Origin of the sequence: Staphylococcus sp. FSL W8-0271 (assembly GCF_038006605.1) — a bacterium.
Taxonomy (GTDB): domain Bacteria; phylum Bacillota; class Bacilli; order Staphylococcales; family Staphylococcaceae; genus Staphylococcus; species Staphylococcus cohnii.
In genome coordinates, this window is the sequence record NZ_JBBOVM010000001.1 from 381,370 (window position 1) to 406,768 (window position 25,399).

Here is a 25,399-nt window from a genome sequence, read left to right on the forward strand (position 1 = left end):
CTGAACGAATTATGTTTGGTGATATAGATAAGGAGTGACTCAAGCGAGTCACTCTTTTTTTATATTGACATGTTAGAATATTCTGATAAAATTAATATTAATTTAATTATAAAGTGACTTATCCAGAGAAGTGGAGGGACTTGACCCGTTGAAACTTCAGCAACAGACTTATCTATTATCATAAGTACTGTGCTACATTCAACAAGTGAAATACTTGGTAGATAAGTGTCATGTGAGAGCTATATGTCACTTATGAGGCATATAGTTTTTTATTTTAAGGAGGACTTTTAATGGTAATATCAGATCGGTTATCACAAATTCCGGATAGTTACTTTGGTAAAACGATGGGACGAAAAATAGAGCCTGGGCCATTACCGTTGATTAATATGGCTGTCGGTATACCTGATGGCGCAACGCCTAAAGGTATCCTTGATTGCTACGCAGAAGCCATCTATAAACCTGAAAATCAAAAATATGTCGCTTTTCATGGGAAAGAAACATTTAAACAAGCAATCGTCGATTTTTATAAAAGACAATATGATGTTGAATTAGATAAGGATGAAGAAGTTTGTATTCTATATGGTACGAAAAACGGCTTAGTCGCTTTGCCTACATGCATCGTTAATCCGGGTGAAAATGTGCTACTTCCCGATCCAGGTTATACAGATTATTTAGCAGGTGTATTGTTAGCAGATGCTAAGCCACAACCACTTGTGTTAAAGCCACCTTATTATTTACCACAATGGCATATGATAGATAAAGACGTCTTATTGAATACACGCTTAGTTTATCTAACTTATCCAAATAACCCTACAGGTTCAGTTGCTACAAAAGATGTATTTGATAAAGCAATTGCACAATTTCAAGGCACAAAAACTAAAATTGTTCATGATTTTGCTTACAGTGCATTTGGCTTTGATTATAAAAATCCAAGTATTTTACAATCAAAGGGTGCTAGAGACCTAGCAATAGAAGTATTTTCATTGTCAAAAGGATATAATATGTCAGGTTTTAGAGTTGGTTTTGCTGTAGGGAATAAAGACATGATACAAGCATTGAAAAAATATCAAACACATACGCATGCTGGCATGTTTGGTGCACTGCAAGACGCGGCTACATTTGCTTTAAATCATTATGATGATTTCCTTGTGAGTCAAAATGAAATATTTAAAGTCCGCAGAGATAAGTTCACAGCTAAATTGAAAGAAGCAAGTATTCCTTTTGAACCGATGAATGGTGGCATATTTTTATGGTTAAAAACACCTAAATATTATGATGGTGAAACATTTGAAACATATTTATTAAAAGAAAAGTCCATTTTGGTTGCGCCAGGTATTCCATTTGGTGAACATGGGCAGGACTATGTACGTATTTCATTAGCAGTGGATGAAGATAGCTTAATGGAAGCGGCAGAACGCATTCAATCATTAAAACATTTATATGAAGCAGAATAGGAGTGAAATGATCAATGAAAAGCATTAAACTTTTTGGTGTCAGAGAAGAAGATATCCCTTTTATTAATGAATGGTCAGAAAAAAATCAAGTGAAAGTAGATTTAGATAGTGACATATTATCTTCGGAAACAGTAGATCGTGTTAAAGGTTTTGATGGAGTATCATTGTCACAACAAATTGAATTAGATGAAGTAGTGTATCAGAAATTACATGATTATGGAATTAAGCAAATTGCTCAGAGAAGTGCTGGTTTTGATAGTTATAATCTTGATTTAGCTAAGCAATATGAACTAGTTATAACCAATGTACCTTCTTATTCTCCGAATTCTATCGCTGAATATACTGTGTCTCAAGCATTAAATTTAATTAGAAATTTTAATGATATACAAAATAAAACTGCAGCATATGATTTTAGATGGCAACCAAGTAATTTGTCACGTTCTATAAAAGATTTAAAAGTTGCAGTTATTGGTACAGGTCGTATTGGCTCTATTGTAGGTAAAATTTTTGCAGAAGGTTTTGGTTCAGAAGTAGTAGCATATGATATTGAACCTCAAGTCTCATGTGAAGCATATTTAACATATAAAGAAAGTATGAGTGAGGCAATTAAAGATGCAGATATTGTAACTGTACATATTCCAGCGACAAAGGAAAATACATATTTGTTTAATGAGGCAGTATTTACAGAAATGAAAACAGGTGCCGTGTTTATTAATTGTGCGCGCGGTACGATTGTTGATACAAAAGCCCTTATAGATGCATTAAATAGTGGAAAATTATTAGGTGCGGCATTAGATACTTATGAAGGTGAGAAAGGGCTATTCCCAAGTGATCAACGCAATACACAATTAGATGATGCAATATTAGTTGAATTAATAGAACGACAAGATGTCATTCTATCTCCACATATTGCTTTTTATACAGATGCAGCTGTGAAAAATCTTATTGTAGATGCGCTAGATGCAACATTAGAGGTAATATATACTGGTGATAGTAAGCTTCGTGTTAATTAAATATGTAATATAAAAATAGGGCTAAGACGTTTGAATGCGTCTCAGCCCTCATTTTTTTGAATGTGTAGGTTATTTAGCATCATAGCCTTGATCTTCGATAGCATCTTTCATGCTTGTCATTGTAACTTTATTATCGTCAAAATCAACTTCAACATTACCAGCATCAAGGTTCACGTCAGCCGTTGATACGCCATCTAGATTTGTAAGTGCAGATTCTACTGCATGTTTACAATGATCACAGCTCATGCCATCAACTTTAATTGTTTCTGTTGCCATAGGAATCACCTCCTTAAATCAACGATGTTTATTATTATTATTACAAAGTTGCATTATAATTTCATTCGTTTCAATCTGAGTGAATTTGTTACCACACTTACAGAGCTTAATGCCATAGCTGCACCAGCTACCCAAGGTGCAAGTAAACCTAAAGCTGCGATAGGAATACCAGCTACGTTATAGCCGAATGCCCAAAATAAATTTTGTCTGATATTACTTATCGTTGAATTACTAGCTTTAATTGCTTTAGGAATTAATAATAATTCTCCGCCTAAAATTGTAACATCAGCTGCCTCTATTGCTACTTCTGTACCTGTTCCAATAGCAATACCGATATCAGCTTGAACAAGCGCTGGTGCGTCGTTAACGCCATCTCCAACCATAGCAACAATTTTATCATTATCCTGAAGTTCTTTGATTTTTGAAGCTTTTTCTTCTGGTAATACTTCTGCAATTACAGCGTCTATACCTACTTGTCTAGCAATTGCTTGTGCTGTTCGCGCGTTATCTCCTGTAAGCATTGTTACGGAAATGCCTAAATCGTGTAATTGTTGAATCGCTTCATTGGCAGAATCTTTGACTGTATCAGCGACGGCAATCACACCTTGTAGTGTTTGATTAATAGCAATGAGCATTGCTGTTTTACCTTCGTATTCATATTTGACTAAATTATCTTCATACTTTGAAACATCAATATGAGCATCTTTCATGAATTTACGTGTGCCGACCAATATGTCTTGGTTATGAACCATTGCATGAATACCGTGTCCTGGCACTGCTTCAAAAGATGTTGTTTCTAATAAATCACTACCTTTATTATTTGCATAACTAACGATTGCTTCAGCGAGTGGATGTTCAGAATCTTTTTCTGAACTCGCTAAAAGTTGTAGTGTTTCATCATTACCATCAAAGTCCGTCACAATTGGTTTGCCGTTTGTGATAGTTCCTGTTTTATCAAGAACGACTGTTTCAATTTGGTGTGTACGTTCTATGTGTTCGCCACCTTTAAATAAAATACCATTTTCAGCAGCCTTACCAGTACCTACCATAATTGAAGTAGGTGTTGCGAGACCTAATGCACATGGACAAGCTATCACTAATACAGCGATTGCTGCTACAAGTGCAGGTTCGAATTGACCAGTTTGGACAAAAGTAATCCAAATGATAAATGTGAGTATAGCAATACCTACGACAATAGGGACGAAGTAGCCAGAAATCGTATCAGCTAAACGCTGTATAGGTGCTTTTGAACCTTGAGCATCTTCAACTACTTTAATAATAGAAGATAAAGCAGTGTCTTTTCCTACTTTCGTTGCTTCTATTGTAATGGTACCATTTTTATTCATCGTTGATCCTATCACATTATCGTTTAATGTTTTTTCAACAGGGATAGATTCACCCGTTAACATAGATTCGTCTATTGCAGTCATACCTTTGATGATATGTCCATCTACTGGTATTTTTTCTCCTGGTTTTACTTGTATATAATCTCCAACAACAACTTCACTTAGTGGCACCATTTGTTCTTTACCATTTTTAATTATACGTGCTTCTTTTGCTTGTAAACTTAACAATTCACTTAATGCATTTGTAGTTTGCGTTTTGGCACGACTTTCTAAATATTTACCGAATAAGATAAGTGTTATTAATACAGCACTCGTTTCAAAATACAAATGAGGTGTATAGTTTGTATCATTCAACCATTTTATCATTTCATAAATACTATAAAAGAATGCGGCACTCGTACCTAACGCGACTAATACATCCATATTGGCTGAACCATTTCGTAGATTTTTATATGCGCCTACATAGAACTGCCAACCAATAATAAATTGAACAGGTGTAGCTAATATGAATTGAAACCATGGATTCATTAAGAAACTAGGTAATGGTAGTCCGAATAAATGGATAAACATCGTCAATAATAAAGGTAAAGAAAGTATGGCTGAAACAATTAATTTGTTTCGCTTTCCTTTTAACTCTTGTGCTTTTCGTGAATTTTTTTCTGAAGGGGCTGCTTTGGTTTTTGCATCATAGCCGATGTTTTGTATTTTTTTAATCAATTCATCTATAGATGTCACTTCTGGATTATAATTAATCGTTGCATTTTCGGTTGTGAGGTTGACGTTTGCTTGTTCAACACCGTCAGTGCGGTTAAGTACTTTTTCAATACGATTTGAACATGCGGCGCAAGTCATACCAATGACATCTAAATCAGCTTTTTCAGTGACAACATCATAACCTGTATCTTTAATTTTTTGAGTTAAAGCATCTAGTGAAATATTATCTGAATTATATTCAATCGTTGCTTTCTCAGTTGTGACATTGACATTTGCTTTGACATCTTCCATTTTATTTAAATTCTTTTCGATGCGATTTGCACATGCAGCACAAGTCATGCCTGTAATGCCTAATGTCGTTTTTTTGTTGTTTCCCATCTCAGTGAATGCCTCCTTTTGCTTCATAGATTTATAATAAATCATTATTTGTATGTCATCTGTTAAATTTAATATACCCCCTGTAGGTATAAAAGTCAATGTGTTTGTTTGGAATAAAATAAGCTAACATCAGTATGTATGTAACAAGTGATGTTAGCTTATAATTTGAATCAAAGTTATATTAGATGCTGCTGATTAACTTTGCTGAGCTCAGAAACAATTTTACGGCTGTCTTTATTAAGATGTTGTATATAAATCATATTGTTTTTCTTTTTATAATTTTCTATTAAGGTATCTACTGCATTGACAGCTGAATCATCCCATAAATGTGCTTGGCTAAAATCGAGATAAATTGTTTTATCTCTTATTTCTAAATCTAATTGGTTCATTAAGGAATCGATAGATACAAAGAAAATTTGACCTTCAATTTTATAATAGACGTGATGATCACGTTCCTCATATTGAACAGAGACGTTGGATATCTTTGTAGCAAAACATAATGCACTGACAATAACGCCAACGATGACGCCGAGCGCCAGATTACTTGTGAACAATACGATAACTACCGTTAGCATCATCACAAATGCATCAGAACGTGGAGCTTTTTGTATAAATTTAAATGATTGCCAATTAAATGTACCTACAGAAACCATCACCATGATGCCAGCCAAAATTGGCATTGGAATTTCAACAACCCAGTCGCCAAAAACCATAATCAAGATGATTAAAAACACACCTGCTGTGAATGTGGAAAGTCGTGTGGTTGCACCTGAACGCACATTAATAACTGACTGCCCAATCATAGCACAACCACCCATTGCACCGAAAAAGCCTGTGATAAAGTTTGCAATACCTTGTCCGCGAGCTTCTTGGTTTTTGTTACTATAACTATCAGTTGCTTGATCGACGATGCGTGACGTTAATAAACTTTCTACAAGACCTACAATTGCCATTGATATGGAATAAGGAAATATAATTTTAAATGTTTCCATGTTAAATGGTACATCGGGGATTAATAAATGCGGTAAACTTTTTTTGATTTCGCCTAAATCTCCAACTGTTTTAACATCTACACCAGTAACTAAATATACGACCGTTAATACGACGATAGCAATTAATGGTGCAGGTATACGATTGAACACACGAGGTAATAAATAAATAATTAATAATGTGATGATTACAAATAAATATGTAGGTAATGAAATACCAAAGATATGTTTAAGTTGTGTCATAAATATCATTATAGCCAATGCATTCACAAACCCAATCATCACAGAATTTGGAATGAATTTCATCAGTCTGCCTATTTTTAATAGACCAAAGATGATTTGAATGATGCCCATTAAAATGGTTGCAGCAAGTAAATATTGTATACCATGATCGCGTACTAATGGCACAATGACTAAAGCGACAGCGCCTGTAGCAGCGGATATCATTGCGGGTCTACCTCCAACAAATGAAATGACGACAGCGATGATAAATGACGCATATAAACCGACCATTGGATCTACTCCGGCAATAATAGAGAACGAAATTGCTTCAGGAATTAATGCAAGTGCTACAACAATGCCTGCTAATATATTTGTTCCCGGTGCAGTGAGCCATTCTCTCTTTAATTTATTTAGCATAATTTGTGCTCCTTTATTAAAAGTCAATTTTAATAGTATAGCACATAGCATAAAAAAAGTTTATAGTACTTTATGACAAAAAAATTCAAAAATTATAATTTATTACGAAATAAAAATGTGACAGTTTTGTTATTTGAAATTATGTATTTGTTAGTAAAATCAAACGAGAAAATTAAATAAATTCGCTATGATAAAAATATAAATAAAAGTAAAGTGATTGAAGGAGTGTAATACATGTCTATTCTAAAAGTTGAAGGATTAACGAAAAATTATGGCAATAAACATAGAAAGCAAGAAGTACTAAAAGGTATAGATTTTACGATTGAAAAAGGTGAATTTGTAACAATCATGGGACCATCAGGTTCTGGTAAAACAACGTTACTTAATGTGATCAGTTCCATTGATTATATAACGAGTGGTACAGTGGAAATTAATGGTCATCAAATTAATAAAATGAGTAATAAAGCATTAGCAGACTTTCGTAAAAAAGAAATAGGTTTTATTTTCCAAAATTATAGTGTGCTAAATACATTAACGGTTAAAGAAAATATTATGTTGCCACTATCTATTCAAAAATTATCTAAACAAGAAAAAGAACAAAATTATGAAGAAGTCACTCAAGCATTAGGTATTAGTCAATTGGGTCATAAGTATCCAGATGAAATATCTGGGGGACAACAACAACGTACTGCTGCAGCAAGAGCTTCAGTACATAAACCAGCTATTATTTTTGCAGATGAACCAACAGGTGCATTAGATTCAAAAAGTGCACAAGATCTATTGAACCGTTTGGAAGAGTTAAACCAAAAGACAAATGCTACTATCGTCATGGTCACGCACGATCCCGTTGCAGCTAGTTATTCAAATCGTGTCATTATGCTGAAAGATGGGGATATACATTCTGAAATATACCAAGGTGAGGATAGCAATCAAGCATTTTATAAAAATATCATTCACATGCAAACGGCCTTAGGTGGTGTGACAAATGAATTTTAATCAAATCGTCATCAAGAATTTAAGGAAAAATATTAGACATTATGCTATGTATTTATTTTCCCTAATTGTCAGTATTGTTTTATATTTTAGTTTTGTAACTTTAAAATACACTGACAGTATTAATAATGAGCAATCATTAAAGACAATTCAAAAAGGTTCAGAAATTGGCGCAGTATTTTTATTCTTTATTATTGTTATATTCTTAATGTATGCGAATCAACTTTTTATTAAACGTAGAACAAGTGAATTTGCACTGTATCAATTGATTGGTTTAACAAGAAATAACATCATGAGAATGTTAGTCATTGAGCAAGCGATGATGCTGTTATTAACGAGTGTGATTGGCATGCTTATAGGTATATTTGGTTCGAAATTACTATTGATGATTGTGCTCAAAGTATTAGACATTAATATGAGCGTATCATTATCGTTTCAATTGCCAGCTGTAATGCAAACATTGATGCTTATTGTTGTGTCATTTGTACTCATACTAATACAAAGTTTTATATTTTTACGTAAACGCAGTATTTTAATGATGATGAATGATAACGCACGCACGGAAGCAACCAAGTCTCAAATTACTGTGATGGAAGTTATTTCCGGTGTGTTAGGTATTGTGATGATTGGTGTTGGCTATTATATCTCTACAGAAATGTTTGGTAAGTTCATCAATATGATCATCTATTCGCCATTTATCATTTTATTGTTAACGGTATTAGGTGCATATTTATTTTTCCGCAGTTCCGTGTCACTTATATTTAAAACGTTGAAACGTTCAAAAAGAGGTAACGTGTCAATCACTGATGTAGTGTTTACATCATCAATCATGCATAGAATGAAGAAAAATGCATTATCATTAACTATTATTGCAACTATTTCAGCAGTAACTGTAACAGTATTATGCTTTGGTGCGATTAGTAAATCAACGATGGATGAAAATACAGAGTTAATGGCACCCCATGATTTAAACTTTACAAATAGTAAACAAGCCAAACAATTTGAAAGTAAATTAAAACAAGCAGATATAGATGTGACAAAAGATTATAAAGAAGTAGTGCGTGGTGACATATTAAAAGATCAAGTATTTCAAAAATCCAATATGGGGCGCATGGATAGTTTATTTGTAACGAGTAACAAATACTTTAACGATAAAGCAGTGACTGGAAATAAAGCGAAATTGATTAATTTAGCAGCCGGTAATGGAATCGTAAAATATGACTTAAATAAAGAGATTCAGTTGAAGAATAGTGATAAGGAAACATTTAAGGTAATTGGTGATAGTAGCAGAGCGACATTTATGAGTGAAATAAGTTATGGCGGTCCCGTATTACTCGTGAGCTCTGACAAATATGAGGAAATCAAACAGGGGAGTAAGGAGACGAATAAACAATATGGTTATGATTTGAAACATCATACGGATTTGACTAAAGCAACGAAAATTGCACAATCGATTGATCCCAGCATCCAATCTCAAGGAATGATAAAACAAGAAATGAACGAGAGTGTCGGTATTTTATTATTTGTAACTTCGTTTTTAGGTTTAGCATTTTTAGTGGCAGCAGGATGTATCATCTATATTAAACAAATGGATGAAACTGAAGATGAAATACCGAGTTTTCGTATTCTAAGAAAAATTGGTTATACGCATCAAGATATGTTGAAAGGACTAGGGTTAAAAGTTGTTTTCAACTTTGGTTTACCTTTAGTTGTGTCACTGTTGCATGCATATTTTGCAGCAAAAGCTTTTATGGGGCTCTATAATGCAACGAGTATGACACCTGTTTATATTGTCATGATTGTATATTCAATTGTGTATTGTATATTTGCAATTATGTCCTTTATACATTCAAGCCGAATTGTAAAACACTCAATTTAAACAATATAAAATTTAATAAATCATTTTAACTAAAATGCTGTGGATTAAGTTATGGACATATGACGTTATTCACAGCATTTTTTAATATGTTTGTTGCTGCTTATTTGTGGTATGTAGTACACGATAGAATTATTACACATGGGGGTATAATGATGAATTTATTAGAATTTCATAAGCAAATTAAAGGGTATACACAAAATAAACAACCAGGTATCCAAAAAGATATGGATCCACAACCTATAACGGAAATGGAAGGATATAAAAGTGGCGGCAAATTAACAGGTAAAGTTGCTCTAATTACTGGTGGTGATTCTGGTATTGGACGTTCTGTAGCGATGTTATTTGCAAAAGAAGGGGCGAACGTTGCCATTGGTTACTATGATGAACATGAGGATGCTCAAAAAGTAGTGGATGATTTGAGAGAGGTAGGCGTGAAAGCTAAAGCTTATGCACATGATTTAAAGGTAGTATCAGAATCTCAAAAATTAATTGATCAAGTGGTTAAAGATTTTGATGGTTTAAATATTTTAGTGAATAATGGTGGTGTTCAATTTCCACAAGATAGTTTTCAAGAAATTACGCCAGAGCAAGTGAAAGAAACGTTTGAAACTAATATTTTTGGCATGATGTTTTTATCTCAAGCAGCAGCACCTCATTTAAAAAATGGCGATGCCATTATCAATACTACTAGTGTTACCGCATATAGAGGATCAGCGCATCTCATAGATTATTCAGCAACTAAAGGGGCAATCGTTGCATTTACGAGATCATTAGCGACAAGTCTGATAGAACAAGGCGTACGCGTCAATGCTGTTGCACCTGGCCCTATATATACACCTTTAATACCTGCTACATTTTCAGATGAAAAAGTAGCAAATCAAGGTGGGGAAACACCTATGGGTCGTCGTGGACAACCTGCAGAACTTGCACCGTCATATGTATTTTTAGCGTCTTATGCAGATAGTTCTTATATTACAGGACAGGTCATTCATGTAAATGGTGGTGATTATATTACTTCTTAAGCATAATGGGCATCTTGACGATGATGGTTTAACGAAATAATATATGTTTATATAACAATGATTGCAAGACTTACATTATTAAATTAGTGATGTATGTATGACGTTTGGTCTTTTAACAATCGTGGGAATATGTAATTAGGTATTATCATTTGATATTTTATAAAGATATACACTTTGATAGTGTCTTCTAGTTATTTTATTAAAAAACACTTTCATATAAATTCATTTAATAACATGAATTTAATGAAAGTGTTTCATTATATTTTATAGTAATTGTAAAACAATATGAAATATGAAAGTAGTTTTGCAATATGTGTAAAGTCTTTTAAAATTAAGCGCGTATTGTTCGTATGATATTTAATATAAAATGTTTTGATCTAGTCATGTTTTGAAAATTGAGAGACTACACGAGCAGTTAAATCTAAAAGGCATTCCTATATTTTTATAACTAAGGCTTCAAGTTTGATGCATACGCTCTAAATTGCTAAAAGAAATCTGAAGGAATGAAATCATCGACATTTATATTTTTCAAAGAGTCAAAGTTAACATTTTCAATATTTTGTAGTATTTCTCCTTCTTTAAATTGTTGATAATAATTTGTAGTTTCTGCGACGATATCGTGATCTTGAAATGTTTTTACAACACCTAAGATCAAGAGGACAGCTATTGCACCTTTGATGATTGTTTTCATAAGTAATGACTCCTTTTAATGATAATACATATATTATAAATGAAAATTGAGACTGTGACATGCGTCCATAGTATTTATATATCATCGTACCTTAGTTGTATACGACGTGCTTATGAAAATATATAGTCATCGACTGTAATTAAATGTGTCATTAGAGACCGAAAGCAATCGGTAACCAGAAATAAACAAATAATGATATGACAATAATAGTGAATATGTTTAATATAAATCCAGCTTTTACCATATCTTTCATTTCTAATTCATCAGAACTGAATACTGCTGCATTTGGTGGTGTTGAAATGGGTAACATGAAAGCACAAGTCGAAGATACTGCAACGATACCCATAATTATGAAAGGGTCTTGGCTGATAGCTGCAGCAAACCCAATACTGATTGGCATTAACATATTTGATACAGCCGTATTAGACATCACTTCAGTAAGGAACAAGATGCCAGTTGTAAGCACGATAACAATTAAAATGAGTGGTAAAGGTTTTACAACACCTAGCATGCCTCCAAACCATTTTGTTAGACCAGAGTCTTCAAAAGCAGCAGCTAACGAAAGGCCTCCACCAAACAATAGTAAAATACCCCAAGGGAGTTTGCTCATATCATCCCAAATAAGTAATCCACCTTTGTGAGATTTAGCAGGAATTAAAAATAAGAGCACTGCGCCTGTCATTGAAATAATGGTGTCAGATAAATGGAGGCTAGCTGGAAGAAGACTACCACTGATCCATAAGACACTGACAAATAGGAATACAACACCGGTTAATTTTTCTTCTAAACTCATGGGGCCTAAATCACGTAATGATTTTTTGGCAAAGTCAGAAGAAATTTTATCTGCATCTTCAATTTTAAAGAGCCATTTTGTCATTAACAAGTATAATATGATAAGCAATATAATTGTTAAAGGTAAAGCGAAAATCATCCATTGTGCAAAAGAAACGGTTCTATTTAAGCTTGAAGCAGCGATTGCGGCAAACACTGCATTTGGTACTGAACCAATTAAAGTTGCGAGACCACCAATAGAAGCGGAATAAGCGACTGTAAGTAATAATGCTTTACTGAATTTATGTGCTGACTCTGGTTTTAAAAATTGTGCGCTTTGAATTTCATGTATTAAAGCTAATGCAATAGGTAGCATCATTAAAGCTGTTGCAGCATTTGAAATCCACATCGATATAAATGCTGTTGCAATCATGGTACCTAAAATTATACGATTGCTATTAGATCCCATCATAGCGATAATCGTCATTGCGATACGTTTATGTAAGTTCCATTTTTCAATTGCCAAGGCAATGATGAAGCCCCCCATATACATAAAGACTATCGGATCAGCATAAGCGCTTGCAGCCACTTGCTCATCTGTTCCACCACTTAAAGGTAATAGAATGAGTGGAATGAACGACGTTGCTGGAATAGGAATCGCTTCCGTAATCCACCATGTGGCAACAAATAGTGTTACAGCAAGTACAGCCCTAGGAGCGTCATCTAGACCAGTAAATCCAGGAATAAAATAAAAGATAAAGAAAAGTAACGGTCCTAGGATCAAACCAATTCTTTGTTTCATAAAAAATCCCCCTTGTTTTACCCTTGCATTAGTTAGAATATCAATTTGAAAAAGTAATGACAATTTATTTTTCAGAAAATTGTAAAAAAAGCGTGGTTTATTGTTAGAATAAGTTTAAACTTGTGCATTTGAGAAATAAAGGGAGTGATTTCATGATATTGGGTACACTGGTAGGTAAAGATGATACATGGGTATTATGGGCAATTATTATAGTGTGGGCTACAGTAAGTATCTTTTTAGAACAACGCTATCAATGGGCAAGTACGATTTCAGGAGCGATTATTGCATTGGTAGGTGCGATGATACTTTCTAACTTTAAAGTTATACCGACGAGTGCACCAGTTTATGATACCGTGTGGGATTATATTGTTCCTTTATCTATACCATTACTACTTTTTAGTTCGAATATATTAAAAATTTGGAAAGAAAGTCGACGATTGTTGTTTATTTTTTTAATTGCATCTGTAGGAACTATGATTGGAACAACTGTAGCTTTTATCATATTAAATCATTCAGTGCCTTATTTATCTAAAATAGGCGCAATGATGACTGGAAGTTACATTGGTGGTGGCGTAAACTTTGCTGCCTTGAGTTCCAAATTAAAAACACCTAGAGAAATGGTTTCATCCACAGTTGTCGCAGATAATAGTGTAATGGCATTATATTTTCTGCTATTAATTGCGATTCCATCGATGCCGTTTATTAAAAAACACTTTAATACACATTATAAAAATGACCATTCACCAGCATCTCAAGAATCATTTTGGCAACCTAAAAAAATTCAATTATTAGATATTGCATTTTCAATCGCTGCAGCGATCGCAATCGTTGCAATCAGTTTTAAACTTTCTGAATTCATACAACATGTCGTACCTCAAAGTAATTTGCTCTTAACCATACTTGTATCATTTTTTGGAGATTTCTATCTCTTACTTACAACTTTAACGCTTATCATTGTTGCCATTTGGGGAGACTTCTTTGAAAAATTAGCAGGTGCTTCTGAAATAGGAACATTCTTAATTTATATTTTCTTTGTTGTCATAGGTACACCGGCCTCATTTGTTACGATTATTAAAACGGCACCGCTGTTATTTATCTTTGTAATGATTATTTTAATATTTAATTTAGGACTGAGCTTGTTGTTAGGCAAATTGTTAAAATTCAATATAGAAGAGATATTACTAGCAAGTAATGCTACCGCTGGAGGACCCACTACTGCAGCTGCATTAGCGATAGGTAAAGGTTGGACTGATCTAGTCGGACCTATATTAATTGTGGGTACATTAGGTTATGTGATTGGTAATTATGCTGGTACGTTAATGTATCAATGGCTTTCTTATATTGCTTAGTGAAAAGGCATTTACTTAGAAATGTCACGACGAGATGATATAGTTAATCTGATAAATTAGTGAAGAGGAATGAGGGATGAAATTTGAGTGAAAAAGAAAAAATGTTAGCTGGGCAATGGTATGATGCAAACTACGATGCAAATTTGGACAAAGAAAGAAATATAGCAAAAGACTTATGTTTTGAATTAAACCAAACTAAGCCCAGTAATAAAGAGAGACGTCAAACAATTTTGAAAGCATTGTTACATGCTGAACCAAATCATTTAGAATTATTAAGTCCGTTTTATGTTGATTATGGTTATAACCTTTTTTTAGGTGAGCAGGTGTTTATTAATCATGACTGTTATTTCATGGATGGTGGTAAAATCTTCGTGGGCAATCATGTGTTTATTGGACCAAAATGTGGTTTTTACACTGCAATACATCCATTAAACTATCAAGATAGAAACCAAGGATTAGAACAAGCGCTACCAATACATATAGGAGATAATGTTTGGATTGGCGCAAATGTTATAGTTTTACCTGGAGTTACAATTGGTAATGGTACAGTTATTGGCGCTGGAAGTATTGTATCTAAAGATGTTCCAGAGAATGTAGTTGCAATAGGTTCACCGGCAAAACCAATAAAAACGATTGATAACAACTAAGCGACTTTATGCGCTTAAATTGTAAAATGAACTTTTTAATAGGAGTTAGTAACATGAATCAACGTTTGCAACGGATGATGTTACTGCTCCTTTTTTGTTTTGCTGCAAGATAAATAAAATACTATTGTGTGAAATTTTAAAACAAATTAAATTTGTTTTAAAAAATGTTCCGCGGAGCTTAAATAGAAAATAATAAAATTGTTCGGAATATAATAAAAATTTGTGTTAGAATATATAAATGTGGAAATTGAAAAGTTTATATTTTGTTAATTACAAATAATTTAATATTTATTTGTTACAAGTAGCTTTGGCATCCATATATAGAAAGGATTGAACTATTTATTTCACAAGTTTAAAAAGTGAGTAGTTCAAAGAAAGAGGAGAATTATTCATGGACATTTTAATAGGAACCTTGTTTTTAATCGTTGTCTTAGTGTTATTTACATTATTTACATATCGTGCTCCTAATGGCATGCGTGCGATGGGAGCATTAGCCAATGCAGCGATAGCAACATTTTTAGTAGAAGCTTTTCATAAATATGTTGGCGGAGATCTATTTGGCATTAAATTTTTAGGAGATCTTGGTGATGCCGCTGGTGGACTAGGTGGCGTGGCAGCTGCTGGTTTGGTTGCTTTAGCAATCGGTGTTTCACCTGTTTATGCTTTGGTTATTGCAGCAGCATGTGGTGGTTTAGATTTAATACCAGGGTTTGTTGCTGGTTATGCAATTGGTTATTTAATGAAGTTTGCAGAACATAAAGTGCCAGACGGCATAGATTTAATAGTAGGCATTTTGATTATAGCGCCACTAGCAAGGTTAGTAGCTACTGTAATCACGCCATTAGTAAATAATTCATTATTGAAAATTGGAGACATTATCCAAAGTTCCACAGAAATTAACCCGATTATTATGGGGCTTATACTTGGTGGCGTCATTACAGTAGTTGGGACAGCACCATTAAGTTCCATGGCGTTGACTGCATTATTAGGTTTAACCGGAATGCCAATGGCAATTGCGGCAATGGTTTCATTTGCGTCATCTTTCATTAATGGTACGATGTTTAATAAACTAAAACTTGGAGATCGCAAATCTAGAATTGCGGTTTGTATTGAACCATTATCACAAGCAGATGTTGTATCTGCAAATCCAGTGCCCGTCTATACTGCCAATTTTATTGGTGGAGCTTTAGCAGGTGCGGTTATAGCAACATCTGGTATGATTAATGATGCTACAGGTACAGCTACACCGCTCGCAGGTTTCCTTGTTATGTTCGGTTTCAACAACCCGATAAAAATAATTATTTATGGTGCCATTGTAGGTATTATAGGTTTAATCGTAGGTTATGTTTGTTCTGTTTGGTTTAAAAATTATCCAGTCGTTTCAAAAGAAGAGATAGAAGCGCGATAATACTGAGTAATAGATAAACGATATGAAAGATCGATTTAAAATAATCATATGTATTATACACTTAACATATAGTCAATTATATAAATTAAAAATCAGCAAATGGCATCCATCAATATTAAATGGATGCCATTTTGCTGCGCTTTTATTTTTATAACATTAAAAATATGTGTTTAAACAAGTTCAAGTTTAAATTAATTACTTAGCTGACTATCTGGAACATCAGTGATAAACATATGTCCAGGTGCATGTGTAATCATCAATTCTGGCTTAGCATCTAACGCAACAGATTGTGGAGTAACACCACAGCCCCAAAATACAGGGACTTCATTTTCTTTAATCGTGACAGGCTCACCAAAATCAGGGTTTGTTATATTTTCGATGCCAATTTCTGATGGATTTCCTATATGAATTGGCGTACCGTGAACATTTTTAAAATGAGTTGTAATTTCTGTTGCTTTTATCGCTTGTTGCATGGTCATCGGCCGCATACTTACAGTGATATTTCCTGAGAAATGACCGCTTGATGCGGCTGGAATATTTGTTATATACATTGGCACATTATGCTCTTCTTCAATGTGACGAATTGGTAAACCAGCATCCAACAAAGCATGCTCAAAAGTAAAACTGCAGCCAATCAAAAAACCCACCATGTCATCATTAAATATATGAGCTATGTCAGTTGGAGACTCCACTAATTCTCCATAACGGTATACATTATATTGTGCGACTTCATTTGTGATGTTAGCCTCTTTACCATAAGTAGGAAAAGAAGTTGATCCTATTTCTGATACATCTAAAAGTGGACATGTTTTAGGGTTTCTAAAACAGAATTTTAAAAAATCATATGCATAGGCAGAAGGTAATATGACTACATTGGCTTGGACATAACCTTTAGCCATGCCACTTGTATGACCAGTGAGGTCACCTTTACTTATCATTTTTCTTAATATACTCGGGTGTTGGTTTTGTAAATTCATTATGTGTTCATCCCCTTAAATTAGCTTCTTAGATATATTTTAGCAAAAATCAACATATAAGTAGTGCAAAATGTTCGGAATATTTAGAAAAAATAAAAAGCAGATGTAGTATTGAAATCGAAATATCGTTAATTTCAATACTACGTCCGCTGTCCAGTTGAGTTTTTTAAACACGTATAAACATTGATGATTGAGCTATTTTGATAATTTCGAGCAACATGGTCGATTAATCATCTTTGTCTTTGGTGTCTGCATCATGATTTTTATTTGTCGCAGCATTGTGATTTGATTCATTTTCTTCTACTGAAGCATCAGCATCAGTTTCTAAATCATTTGTTTCACGTTCTTCTAACGGTATAGAATAATCTTTATCATCATTGATGTAAGTCATTTTAAAGTGTTCAGTTGGTTCTCTTCTTAATGCGCGCATTAAAGAAAAGATCATGAGTAATAAAATAATTGAGAATGGTAGACCTGTAACAACAGATGCAGTTTGTAAACTGGTCAAACCACCTGCAATTGTCATAGCAACAGATATAGCACCAATTAATACCCCCCAAATAATTTTATGTTTGATTTTAGGGTTAGCGATTCCACCAGTTGCCATACCCGCAACAATATGTGTAGTAGAATCAGCGCTCGTGATGATAAATATAAAGATGAGTGCAATTGCTAATGCACTTGTGATGTCAGCGATAGGAAACTTGGATAATAATTCAAAAAGTGCAACAGTATAATCTTTGTCGACAATGTTTGCGATGTTGTCGTTACCACTTAATGCTATTTTCACTGCTGTACCACCAAATCCAGCTATCCAAGTAAACGAAATTAAAGGTGGAATAATTAGTACACCAACGACGAACTCTCTAATCGTTCTTCCACGGGATACACGAGCTACGAAACCTCCTATAAATGGCGACCATGAAATAACCCATGCCCAATAGAAAACAGTCCATTGTTGTATCCAGCTGTTATCGCCAGTATAAGGGCTGATACGTAAACTATATTCAATAAAATGACGTAAATAATCACCTATTGCTAATGTATAAGATTCTAAAATAAATTTAAAATCGCCAAAAATAAACATGAAGATAAGTAATATTGCACCTAAGCCAATATTGATATTACTTAACCATTTTACCCCTCTATTTAAGCCGGTAATTGCTGACGTTAAAAAGATACCCACCATTAAAATAGTGATTGATATTTTAGTGACATTATTGTTGGGGACATTAAAGACATGTTGAAGCCCTCCACTAATTTGCATAATACCTAAGCCAATAGATGTGGCTATCCCCATTACTGTAGCTATGATTGCTAATACATCTATTATATTTCTATATGGTCGTTTATAAGATTCACCAAATACAGGTTCCATTGCCGTTGAAATAAGACCATCACGTTTTTTTCTAAATTGGAAGTACGCCACTGTTAAACCGGCAATGGCGAAGATAGACCATTGAGAAATACCCCAATGAAAAAAAGTATAGCCCATAGCAACACGAGCAGATTCTGCAGAGGCGTCAGGTATTTTACCAGGAAATGGAGAATGTAAATAATGGGTTAATGGTTCTGCTACACCCCAAAATACAATTCCAACGCCCAATCCTGCAGAAAAAAGCATTCCAATCCAAGACATCATAGAAAATTCAGGATCTTCGTTATCATCACCCAATTTAAAACGACCATAACGTGAAATGGCTAAAGCAATTAAAAAGATATCTAAAATAAAAATAATTACTAAAAATAACCACCCAAAACTATTTGCTATATAGTCGTAGACTTGTTGTGCATGACTCCCAAAATTTTTAGGGAAAATACCCGCTATTAATGTGATAAGTACAATAATTGCAACAGATATCATATAAACAAGATTTCTATGTTTTTTCTTTCTGGCGTGTGCATTCTTGTCATTCATTATAGTATTAAATCATCCCTTTGTTTTAATTTATATTAAGAAATTACCCTAATGTAATGACACTATTCATTGAATATTCTGATAAAAATTTTTATATTGATTAAGTTGCATGATTCATATTTTTATGGGTATAGAAAATATGAAAATTTATAAATTGCTAAGGAGGTTGCATATGAAACGTACTTTGGAAAAAGTACTAGTTTGGCTAGGAATTTTCATACAATTTGTACTAATTTTTTTAATGGCTATTGCTGCGCCGTTTTTAAATGATCGAAGTTTTAAGGGTTCATTAATGGACTCTTTTGAAAATCAAGAAGCTATTACCAATAATTTAACTCAAACAGAAACATCACAATTATTAGATAATATAAGTCAATTATTTATTGTTGCTTTAGGTTTAGTTATTGTAACGACAATCTTAGCATTAATATTTGTATTACTTATCAATAAAATACCAAAAACAGTAGGTGTGATATTTATATTACTTGCTATTGTCAGTGTGTTCACATTAAATATTATTTCGGCATTGTTATGGTTAATTGCAGGTATTTTACTGTTAGTTAAAAAAGCACATAAGCATAATAAAAGTAAAAAAGTACATAAAAATTAACTATTGTTCGTTGACATGATAAAAATAAGCATTCAACAATGAATTAGATGAACATAGAAACAATTATAAATCGTCATCATATGAATCATACACTTTCTTTAAGTTCATAATTATATGTATAAAGAGGTTAAAGAGAGTGTTCTTTTAAAGTAATTTGGCCAATATTGAAAAAAGAGAAGTAAAATCGTTAAAAAGAAAGGTGTAAAATGCGATTTATTTTTACAAAAGTATTTGTAAGCGATTGCATTTGTTGTGTGATACCTATACAATAAAAATAAGAATGGAAGTTTTCCATTTTAGTTTTCTATTTACAAACTTACATGGGGGTAGAAAAAATGGTTGTCAACTATACAAATGAACCAGGCATTGACTTTACTGATAATAGCAATGTCGAATCATTCAAAGAAGCATTAAAAAAAGTTAAAGGTGAATTAAATCAAAAACTTCCGTTAGTGATTAATGGGGAGAAAATTTTTACTAAGGATACATTTCAATCTATTAATCCTGCAAACACTTCTGAAGTTATTGCTGAAGTATCAAAAGCCACAACAAAAGAAGTAGATAAAGCTTTTGATGCGGCTAATGAAGCTTATAAATCTTGGAAACGATGGACACACAGAGATCGTGCTGAATTTTTAATTAGAGTTGCAGCAATCATTAGACGACGCAAAGAAGAAATATCGGCAGTGATGGTGTATGAAGCTGGTAAACCATGGGACGAAGCAGTTGGTGACGCAGCTGAAGGTATTGATTTCATCGAATATTATGCTAGATCAATGATGGAACTCGCAGATGGTAAACCAGTATTAGATAGAGAAGGAGAACACAATCAATATTTTTATAAACCAATTGGTACTGGGGTAACAATCCCACCATGGAACTTCCCATTTGCAATTATGGCGGGTACTACTTTAGCACCAGTTGTTGCTGGTAATACAGTTCTTTTAAAACCTGCAGAAGATACGCCGTTAACAGCATATAAATTAATGGAAGTATTAGAAGAAGCAGGTTTGCCAAAAGGTGTTGTGAACTTTGTTCCTGGTGATCCAAAAGAAATTGGCGACTATCTTGTTGATAGTGTGCACACGCACTTTGTGACGTTTACAGGTTCACGTGCAACAGGTACACGCATCTTTGAAAGAGCTGCAAAAGTTCAAGAAGGACAACAATTTTTAAAACGTGTTATCGCTGAGATGGGCGGTAAAGATGCGATTGTTGTTGATAAAGATATAGATACAGACTTGGCAGCTGAATCGATTGTTTCATCAGCGTTTGGTTTCTCAGGTCAAAAATGTTCTGCTTGTTCGCGCGCAATCGTCCATAAAGATGTATATGATGAAGTATTAGAAAAAGCGGTTAAACTTACACAAGATTTAACTTTAGGAAATACAGAAAACAACACATATATGGGACCAGTTATAAATCAAAAACAATTTGATAAAATTAAAAATTATATCGAAATTGGTAAAAAAGAAGGTAAGTTAGAACAAGGTGGTGGTACTGATGGTGCTACAGGTTACTTTGTTGAACCTACAATTTTCTCTGGTCTTAAATCAAGCGATCAAATCATGCAAGAAGAAATATTTGGACCTGTTGTTGGTTTTGTAAAAGGAAAAGATTTTAATGAGTTATTAGAAATTGCTAATGACACAGATTATGGATTAACAGGTGCAGTTATTACGAATAACCGTGAAAACTGGATTGAAGCTGTTAAAGAATATGATGTTGGTAACTTATATCTAAATCGTGGTTGTACTGCAGCAGTCGTTGGCTACCATCCTTTCGGTGGCTTTAAAATGTCTGGTACAGATGCAAAAACAGGTAGCCCAGATTATCTATTGCACTTCTTAGAACAAAAAGTTGTTTCAGAAATGTTTTAATTTTAAAAAATGACTTGGAAATCATTCTAGTATCATAAAGCCCGTAAATGAATTTTTGGAAATTCATTTACGGGCTTTTTATATATCATATTGCCACCTACTATATTTAAGGAAATGCACGATAAGTAGGTTTAGTTTGCTTATAAGTACTTTGTAATACTCACTTTTTATATCATTGTCTTTAAATACTTATTAAAAATTAAATTAACATTGATGCAATTCATCAAAGTTATTGATGTGCTAATTTTTTATTCATCATTAACTTGAATATTAATCATTTTATGAAAAAGTGCATCAATGGCTTCATACGACATATTACTATTATGTTCACGCATCCATTCTATAAAACCGTATAAAGTCGCACCGTAAACATAAAATACTAAGTCTATTGGAACGCTTTGATCAACCGTTATCCGATGTTCGTTTGCTTTAATATCATTTTGCAGTATACGGATAAAATGATTTTCAACTGTACGTTCAAATTCTTTATCGTCTTCTTGTTTATGCTTTATTTTACTAAAATCGTCAATGTTTGTGACGGATTGTTCCATGCTAGTAAAAGGGTTATTGATACGTTCTTTAATATCTGTTGAAAAGTAATCTTTGGTTAAGAAGGTCATTAAATAAATAAGTAAATCATATTTATCATAGAAATGCTTATAAAAAGTTGTGCGATGAACCAACGCTTCATTACAAATTTGATTTACTGAAATAGTTGAAAATGTATATTTTTCTAATAATGCATATAGGCTTTGAGATAGTGCACGCTTTGTTTTGATTACACGTAAATCTTTTTCATTCATTCTACAATTCTCCTAATCTGTAGTTTAAGTATACGGAATTGCATATTTAGTTCTTTTTAAAATAGGGTAAACCATTATAAGATGTCAATAGAAATATTCTACAGTATATGTATAAACTATAACGTTGTTTAATTAAGGAGGCAATAGTTTGGCAAAATTTTTATACAAATTAGGTTCATTTGTTGCAAAACACAAATGGTGGAGTGTAGTTGCTTGGGTGATTATTCTTGCAGCAATTATTATACCGCTTACAATAAGTTCACCTAAATTTGATAATGACATAACAACGAATGGCTTACAGTCATTAGATACGAATGACAAAATAGAAGACGAATTTGGACAAGATAGTGAGAAAGCTCAAATTAGAGCAGTCTTTAAAAGTGATTCAGATAATGGCATAGTGAAACAAGATATGACTAAAGATATCAAAGATACATTGAAAGATATTAAGGATGATGATGAAGATATTAAAAACATCTCAGATCCTTATGACAATAAACAAATCAGTAAGGATAAATCTACAGCAATCGCTGATATTAATTATGATGTGTCTGCAACTTCATTAAAAGAAGATTCAAAAGATAAAGTGAAAGACCAAGTTGAGAAATTAGAAGATGATCATAACGTACAAGTAGAACTGATGGGTACAGGTATGGAATCTACTGAAATTGGTGGTTCTTCTGAATTAATCGGAATTATTGTAGCATTTGTCGTACTTCTAATTACGTTTGGTTCATTTATCGCAGCAGGTATGCCGATTATTAGTGCTTTACTTGGTTTAGGCACTGGCGTGGGTATCATATCATTATTGACCTATGCATTTGATATTCCAAATGTGACTTTAACATTAGCAGTCATGATTGGTTTAGCGGTAGGTATTGATTATGCACTATTTATTTTATTTAGATATCGTCAAATTGTAAAAAGTGAGCCCAATCATATTAAGGCAATCGGTTTAGCAGTAGGTACTGCAGGCAGTGCAGTTATCTTTGCTGGTGTTACAGTTATTATTGCTGTTTGTGGCTTGTCACTTGTTGGTATAGATTTCTTAGCCGTGATGGGCTTTGCCTCTGCAATTAGTGTATTTGTCGCAGTGATTAGTGCATTAACTTTATTACCAGCATTGATCAGTATTTTCCATAAACAAATTCATCCTAAGCAAACGAAAGCAGAGTTTGCAGGAGATGTAGATACGAAATGGTCTAAATTCGTAGTTGGTAAACCACTTGCAGCAGTACTGATTGGACTTATTATTTTAGTAGTAGCTGCTATACCGATTAATGATATGCGTCTAGGTATACCAGATGATGGTATGAAACCAGCGGATACGACTCAGAAAAAGGCCTACGATATTGTATCTGATAAATTTGGAGAAGGATATAATGGTCAAATTGCAATGCTTGTGAATGTGAAAGATCAAAATGATAATCCTAAAGCGTTGCAAAAAGATTTACAAAGTTTGAGTAAAGACATTAAAGATATGGATAATGTGAAGATGGTTGCACCGCCACAATTGAGCGAAAGTAAAGATTATGCATTAGTAGCGGTAATTCCTGATAAAGGTCCAAATGCTAAATCTACTAATGATTTAGTTCATGATTTAAGAGATTATAATGATGATGCTAGAGACAAATATAATTTCAAAACCGAAGTATCTGGACAAAGTGTAATTAATATAGATATGTCGCAAAAACTAAATGAAGCTATTCCATTGTTTGCTGGCGTTATCGTAGCATTAGCGTTCGTACTATTAATGGTTGTCTTCCGTTCTATCATTATTCCACTAAAAGCAGTTCTAGGTTTCGTACTTTCTTTAGTCGCAACATTAGGCTTTACTACTTTAGTAATGCAAGAAGGATTTATGTCTGAGCTATTTGGCGTAGATACAACGGGACCATTACTAGCATTCTTACCGGTTATTACAATTGGCTTGCTCTTTGGTTTGGCGATGGATTACGAAGTATTCCTTATGTCCCGTATTCATGAAGAGTATAGTAAAACAGGTAATAATGAACACGCGATAAAAGTAGGTATTAAAGAAAGTGGTCCAGTCGTTGTTGCTGCAGCACTTATAATGTTTAGTGTGTTTATTGCATTCGTCTTCCAAGATGATGTGATGATTAAATCTATGGGATTATCACTTGCCTTTGGTATATTGTTTGATGCATTTATCGTACGTTTATTACTGATTCCTGCATTGACACAATTATTTGGCAAAGCATCTTGGTATATGCCAGCGTGGTTAAATCGAATATTACCACATGTAGATATTGAAGGGCATGCCTTACAGGGTGAGATGCCAGCATCTAATTATGCACATATCAATCAGTCTGCAGGTAATGATAGCTATGATCGTACATTTAGCATCCGCAAACAACAAAACACATATAATGAAGAAAATAATACAATATCTGTGGATCAAAAAACGAAAATGTTATATAACGAAATTGCACAACAAACAACGCAACGTGCATTTTTATATGAAGCTTTAAAATCATATAAAAAAGATTTAGCACAGTCGCAAAATGAAAGTGATAAATCACCGTCCATCTCAACTCGAGTTGATAACAAAAACGAAAACTCGCTTGGTAGTGAAGATGATGAAATTGTTAAGCTACTAGCACAACAAAGTGAAAATATTCGTCATTTGAATGAATTAATTGAAAAAACAATTAATAAAAAATAAAAGTTTTAGGATGTAACACACATATTTAAAGCAAAAGACTAATCCATAGTTATACGGATCAGTCTCATACTGTCGACAAAGTCCCCGACTTTGTTGGCAGTTTTTTTATACACGCTTTTCGCGAGTACTACCGTAACCTGTAGTCTTCGGGCTA

The 25,399-nt window shown here is 33.5% G+C and carries 19 protein-coding genes and 1 riboswitch; of the genes, 11 read left to right on the plus strand and 8 right to left on the minus strand.

Annotated elements, in window-relative coordinates; genetic code table 11:
- Positions 1-115: 115 nt before the first annotated feature.
- Positions 116-228, plus strand: a riboswitch (SAM riboswitch).
- Positions 229-290: 62 nt separating this feature from the next.
- Entirely contained in the window at positions 291-1,454 is a 1,164-nt protein-coding gene (locus NST87_RS01830) for an aminotransferase class I/II-fold pyridoxal phosphate-dependent enzyme (protein WP_019469984.1), read from the plus strand.
- A 14-nt stretch (positions 1,455-1,468) separates the two neighbouring features.
- On the plus strand, positions 1,469-2,467 hold the full coding sequence (locus NST87_RS01835) for a D-lactate dehydrogenase (RefSeq protein WP_040030254.1): 999 nt from the start codon (positions 1,469-1,471) through the stop codon (positions 2,465-2,467).
- Between the two features lie 69 nt (positions 2,468-2,536).
- On the opposite strand, the gene copZ is transcribed toward NST87_RS01835, so the two are convergent.
- The 3 genes from copZ to NST87_RS01850 all read right to left on the minus strand — a co-directional run bounded on the left by copZ (position 2,537) and on the right by NST87_RS01850 (position 6,809).
- Positions 2,537-2,743, minus strand: a complete 207-nt coding sequence (copZ, locus tag NST87_RS01840) for a copper chaperone CopZ (RefSeq protein ID WP_019469986.1) — start codon at positions 2,741-2,743, stop codon at positions 2,537-2,539.
- Positions 2,744-2,796: 53 nt separating this feature from the next.
- A complete protein-coding gene (locus tag NST87_RS01845; protein ID WP_019469987.1) occupies positions 2,797-5,181 on the minus strand; it encodes a heavy metal translocating P-type ATPase in 2,385 nt (794 codons plus the stop codon).
- 176 nt (positions 5,182-5,357) lie between these two features.
- Positions 5,358-6,809 carry a SulP family inorganic anion transporter gene (locus NST87_RS01850; RefSeq protein ID WP_019469988.1) on the minus strand — a complete coding sequence of 484 codons (1,452 nt, stop codon included), beginning with the start codon at positions 6,807-6,809 and terminating at the stop codon, positions 5,358-5,360.
- A gap of 234 nt (positions 6,810-7,043) precedes the next feature.
- Between NST87_RS01850 and NST87_RS01855 the strand changes: the two genes are divergently transcribed.
- The 3 genes from NST87_RS01855 to NST87_RS01865 all read left to right on the plus strand — a co-directional run bounded on the left by NST87_RS01855 (position 7,044) and on the right by NST87_RS01865 (position 10,703).
- Complete coding sequence (locus NST87_RS01855; protein WP_019469989.1) at positions 7,044-7,805, plus strand: ABC transporter ATP-binding protein; 762 nt, start codon at positions 7,044-7,046, stop codon at positions 7,803-7,805.
- On the plus strand, positions 7,795-9,681 hold the full coding sequence (locus tag NST87_RS01860) for an FtsX-like permease family protein (RefSeq protein WP_019469990.1): 1,887 nt from the start codon (positions 7,795-7,797) through the stop codon (positions 9,679-9,681). Before NST87_RS01855 ends, NST87_RS01860 begins: the two co-directional genes overlap by 11 nt.
- Before the next feature lie 152 nt (positions 9,682-9,833).
- On the plus strand, positions 9,834-10,703 hold the full coding sequence (locus NST87_RS01865; protein WP_019469991.1) for an SDR family oxidoreductase: 870 nt from the start codon (positions 9,834-9,836) through the stop codon (positions 10,701-10,703).
- 484 nt (positions 10,704-11,187) lie between these two features.
- Here NST87_RS01865 and NST87_RS01870 read toward each other — a convergent pair whose 3' ends face one another.
- Together NST87_RS01870 and NST87_RS01875 are read right to left on the minus strand one after the other, a co-directional pair.
- On the minus strand, positions 11,188-11,394 hold the full coding sequence (locus tag NST87_RS01870; RefSeq protein ID WP_019469992.1) for a hypothetical protein: 207 nt from the start codon (positions 11,392-11,394) through the stop codon (positions 11,188-11,190).
- Positions 11,395-11,545: 151 nt separating this feature from the next.
- Positions 11,546-12,967: an SLC13 family permease gene (locus tag NST87_RS01875; RefSeq protein WP_340721262.1), complete on the minus strand. Its 1,422-nt coding sequence runs from the start codon at positions 12,965-12,967 to the stop codon at positions 11,546-11,548.
- Between the two features lie 152 nt (positions 12,968-13,119).
- Between NST87_RS01875 and NST87_RS01880 the strand changes: the two genes are divergently transcribed.
- The 3 genes from NST87_RS01880 to NST87_RS01890 all read left to right on the plus strand — a co-directional run bounded on the left by NST87_RS01880 (position 13,120) and on the right by NST87_RS01890 (position 16,371).
- Positions 13,120-14,316, plus strand: coding sequence for a DUF819 family protein (locus NST87_RS01880; protein ID WP_019469994.1), 1,197 nt, complete (start codon positions 13,120-13,122; stop codon positions 14,314-14,316).
- A gap of 83 nt (positions 14,317-14,399) precedes the next feature.
- Complete coding sequence (locus tag NST87_RS01885; RefSeq protein WP_064263982.1) at positions 14,400-14,963, plus strand: sugar O-acetyltransferase; 564 nt, start codon at positions 14,400-14,402, stop codon at positions 14,961-14,963.
- A 391-nt stretch (positions 14,964-15,354) separates the two neighbouring features.
- Positions 15,355-16,371: a PTS sugar transporter subunit IIC gene (locus tag NST87_RS01890; protein WP_019469996.1), complete on the plus strand. Its 1,017-nt coding sequence runs from the start codon at positions 15,355-15,357 to the stop codon at positions 16,369-16,371.
- 191 nt (positions 16,372-16,562) lie between these two features.
- Here NST87_RS01890 and NST87_RS01895 read toward each other — a convergent pair whose 3' ends face one another.
- Positions 16,563-17,348 (minus strand): putative hydro-lyase, encoded by a 786-nt coding sequence (locus NST87_RS01895; protein ID WP_019469997.1) that lies wholly within the window; start codon positions 17,346-17,348, stop codon positions 16,563-16,565.
- A gap of 226 nt (positions 17,349-17,574) precedes the next feature.
- A complete protein-coding gene (locus tag NST87_RS01900) occupies positions 17,575-19,266 on the minus strand; it encodes a BCCT family transporter (protein WP_340721264.1) in 1,692 nt (563 codons plus the stop codon).
- Between the two features lie 172 nt (positions 19,267-19,438).
- Between NST87_RS01900 and NST87_RS01905 the strand changes: the two genes are divergently transcribed.
- Positions 19,439-19,876: a DUF4064 domain-containing protein gene (locus tag NST87_RS01905; protein ID WP_019469999.1), complete on the plus strand. Its 438-nt coding sequence runs from the start codon at positions 19,439-19,441 to the stop codon at positions 19,874-19,876.
- 335 nt (positions 19,877-20,211) lie between these two features.
- Positions 20,212-21,756, plus strand: a complete 1,545-nt coding sequence (gene pruA / locus NST87_RS01910) for an L-glutamate gamma-semialdehyde dehydrogenase (protein ID WP_019470000.1) — start codon at positions 20,212-20,214, stop codon at positions 21,754-21,756.
- A 248-nt stretch (positions 21,757-22,004) separates the two neighbouring features.
- Here the strand turns inward: pruA and NST87_RS01915 are convergent, their stop codons facing one another.
- Positions 22,005-22,559: a TetR/AcrR family transcriptional regulator gene (locus NST87_RS01915; RefSeq protein ID WP_340721266.1), complete on the minus strand. Its 555-nt coding sequence runs from the start codon at positions 22,557-22,559 to the stop codon at positions 22,005-22,007.
- Between the two features lie 148 nt (positions 22,560-22,707).
- On the opposite strand from NST87_RS01915, the gene NST87_RS01920 reads away from it, so the two are divergent.
- Complete coding sequence (locus tag NST87_RS01920; protein WP_019470002.1) at positions 22,708-25,245, plus strand: MMPL family transporter; 2,538 nt, start codon at positions 22,708-22,710, stop codon at positions 25,243-25,245.
- Positions 25,246-25,399: the final 154 nt, after the last annotated feature.

Bases quoted from the DNA above. Each gene is read 5' to 3' on its own strand.
- NST87_RS01875 (WP_340721262.1), bottom strand. From the start codon at position 12,967: ATGAAACAAAGAATTGGTTTGATCCTAGGACCGTTACTTTTCTTTATC.
- NST87_RS01900 (WP_340721264.1), bottom strand. From the start codon at position 19,266: ATGAATGACAAGAATGCACACGCCAGAAAGAAAAAACATAGAAATCTT.
- NST87_RS01835 (WP_040030254.1), top strand. From the start codon at position 1,469: ATGAAAAGCATTAAACTTTTTGGTGTCAGAGAAGAAGATATCCCTTTT.
- NST87_RS01870 (WP_019469992.1), bottom strand. From the start codon at position 11,394: ATGAAAACAATCATCAAAGGTGCAATAGCTGTCCTCTTGATCTTAGGT.
- NST87_RS01855 (WP_019469989.1), top strand. From the start codon at position 7,044: ATGTCTATTCTAAAAGTTGAAGGATTAACGAAAAATTATGGCAATAAA.
- copZ (WP_019469986.1), bottom strand. From the start codon at position 2,743: ATGGCAACAGAAACAATTAAAGTTGATGGCATGAGCTGTGATCATTGT.
- NST87_RS01880 (WP_019469994.1), top strand. From the start codon at position 13,120: ATGATATTGGGTACACTGGTAGGTAAAGATGATACATGGGTATTATGG.
- NST87_RS01860 (WP_019469990.1), top strand. From the start codon at position 7,795: ATGAATTTTAATCAAATCGTCATCAAGAATTTAAGGAAAAATATTAGA.
- NST87_RS01915 (WP_340721266.1), bottom strand. From the start codon at position 22,559: ATGAATGAAAAAGATTTACGTGTAATCAAAACAAAGCGTGCACTATCT.
- NST87_RS01890 (WP_019469996.1), top strand. From the start codon at position 15,355: ATGGACATTTTAATAGGAACCTTGTTTTTAATCGTTGTCTTAGTGTTA.
- NST87_RS01905 (WP_019469999.1), top strand. From the start codon at position 19,439: ATGAAACGTACTTTGGAAAAAGTACTAGTTTGGCTAGGAATTTTCATA.
- NST87_RS01845 (WP_019469987.1), bottom strand. From the start codon at position 5,181: ATGGGAAACAACAAAAAAACGACATTAGGCATTACAGGCATGACTTGT.
- NST87_RS01865 (WP_019469991.1), top strand. From the start codon at position 9,834: ATGAATTTATTAGAATTTCATAAGCAAATTAAAGGGTATACACAAAAT.
- pruA (WP_019470000.1), top strand. From the start codon at position 20,212: ATGGTTGTCAACTATACAAATGAACCAGGCATTGACTTTACTGATAAT.
- NST87_RS01850 (WP_019469988.1), bottom strand. From the start codon at position 6,809: ATGCTAAATAAATTAAAGAGAGAATGGCTCACTGCACCGGGAACAAAT.
- NST87_RS01895 (WP_019469997.1), bottom strand. From the start codon at position 17,348: ATGAATTTACAAAACCAACACCCGAGTATATTAAGAAAAATGATAAGT.
- NST87_RS01830 (WP_019469984.1), top strand. From the start codon at position 291: ATGGTAATATCAGATCGGTTATCACAAATTCCGGATAGTTACTTTGGT.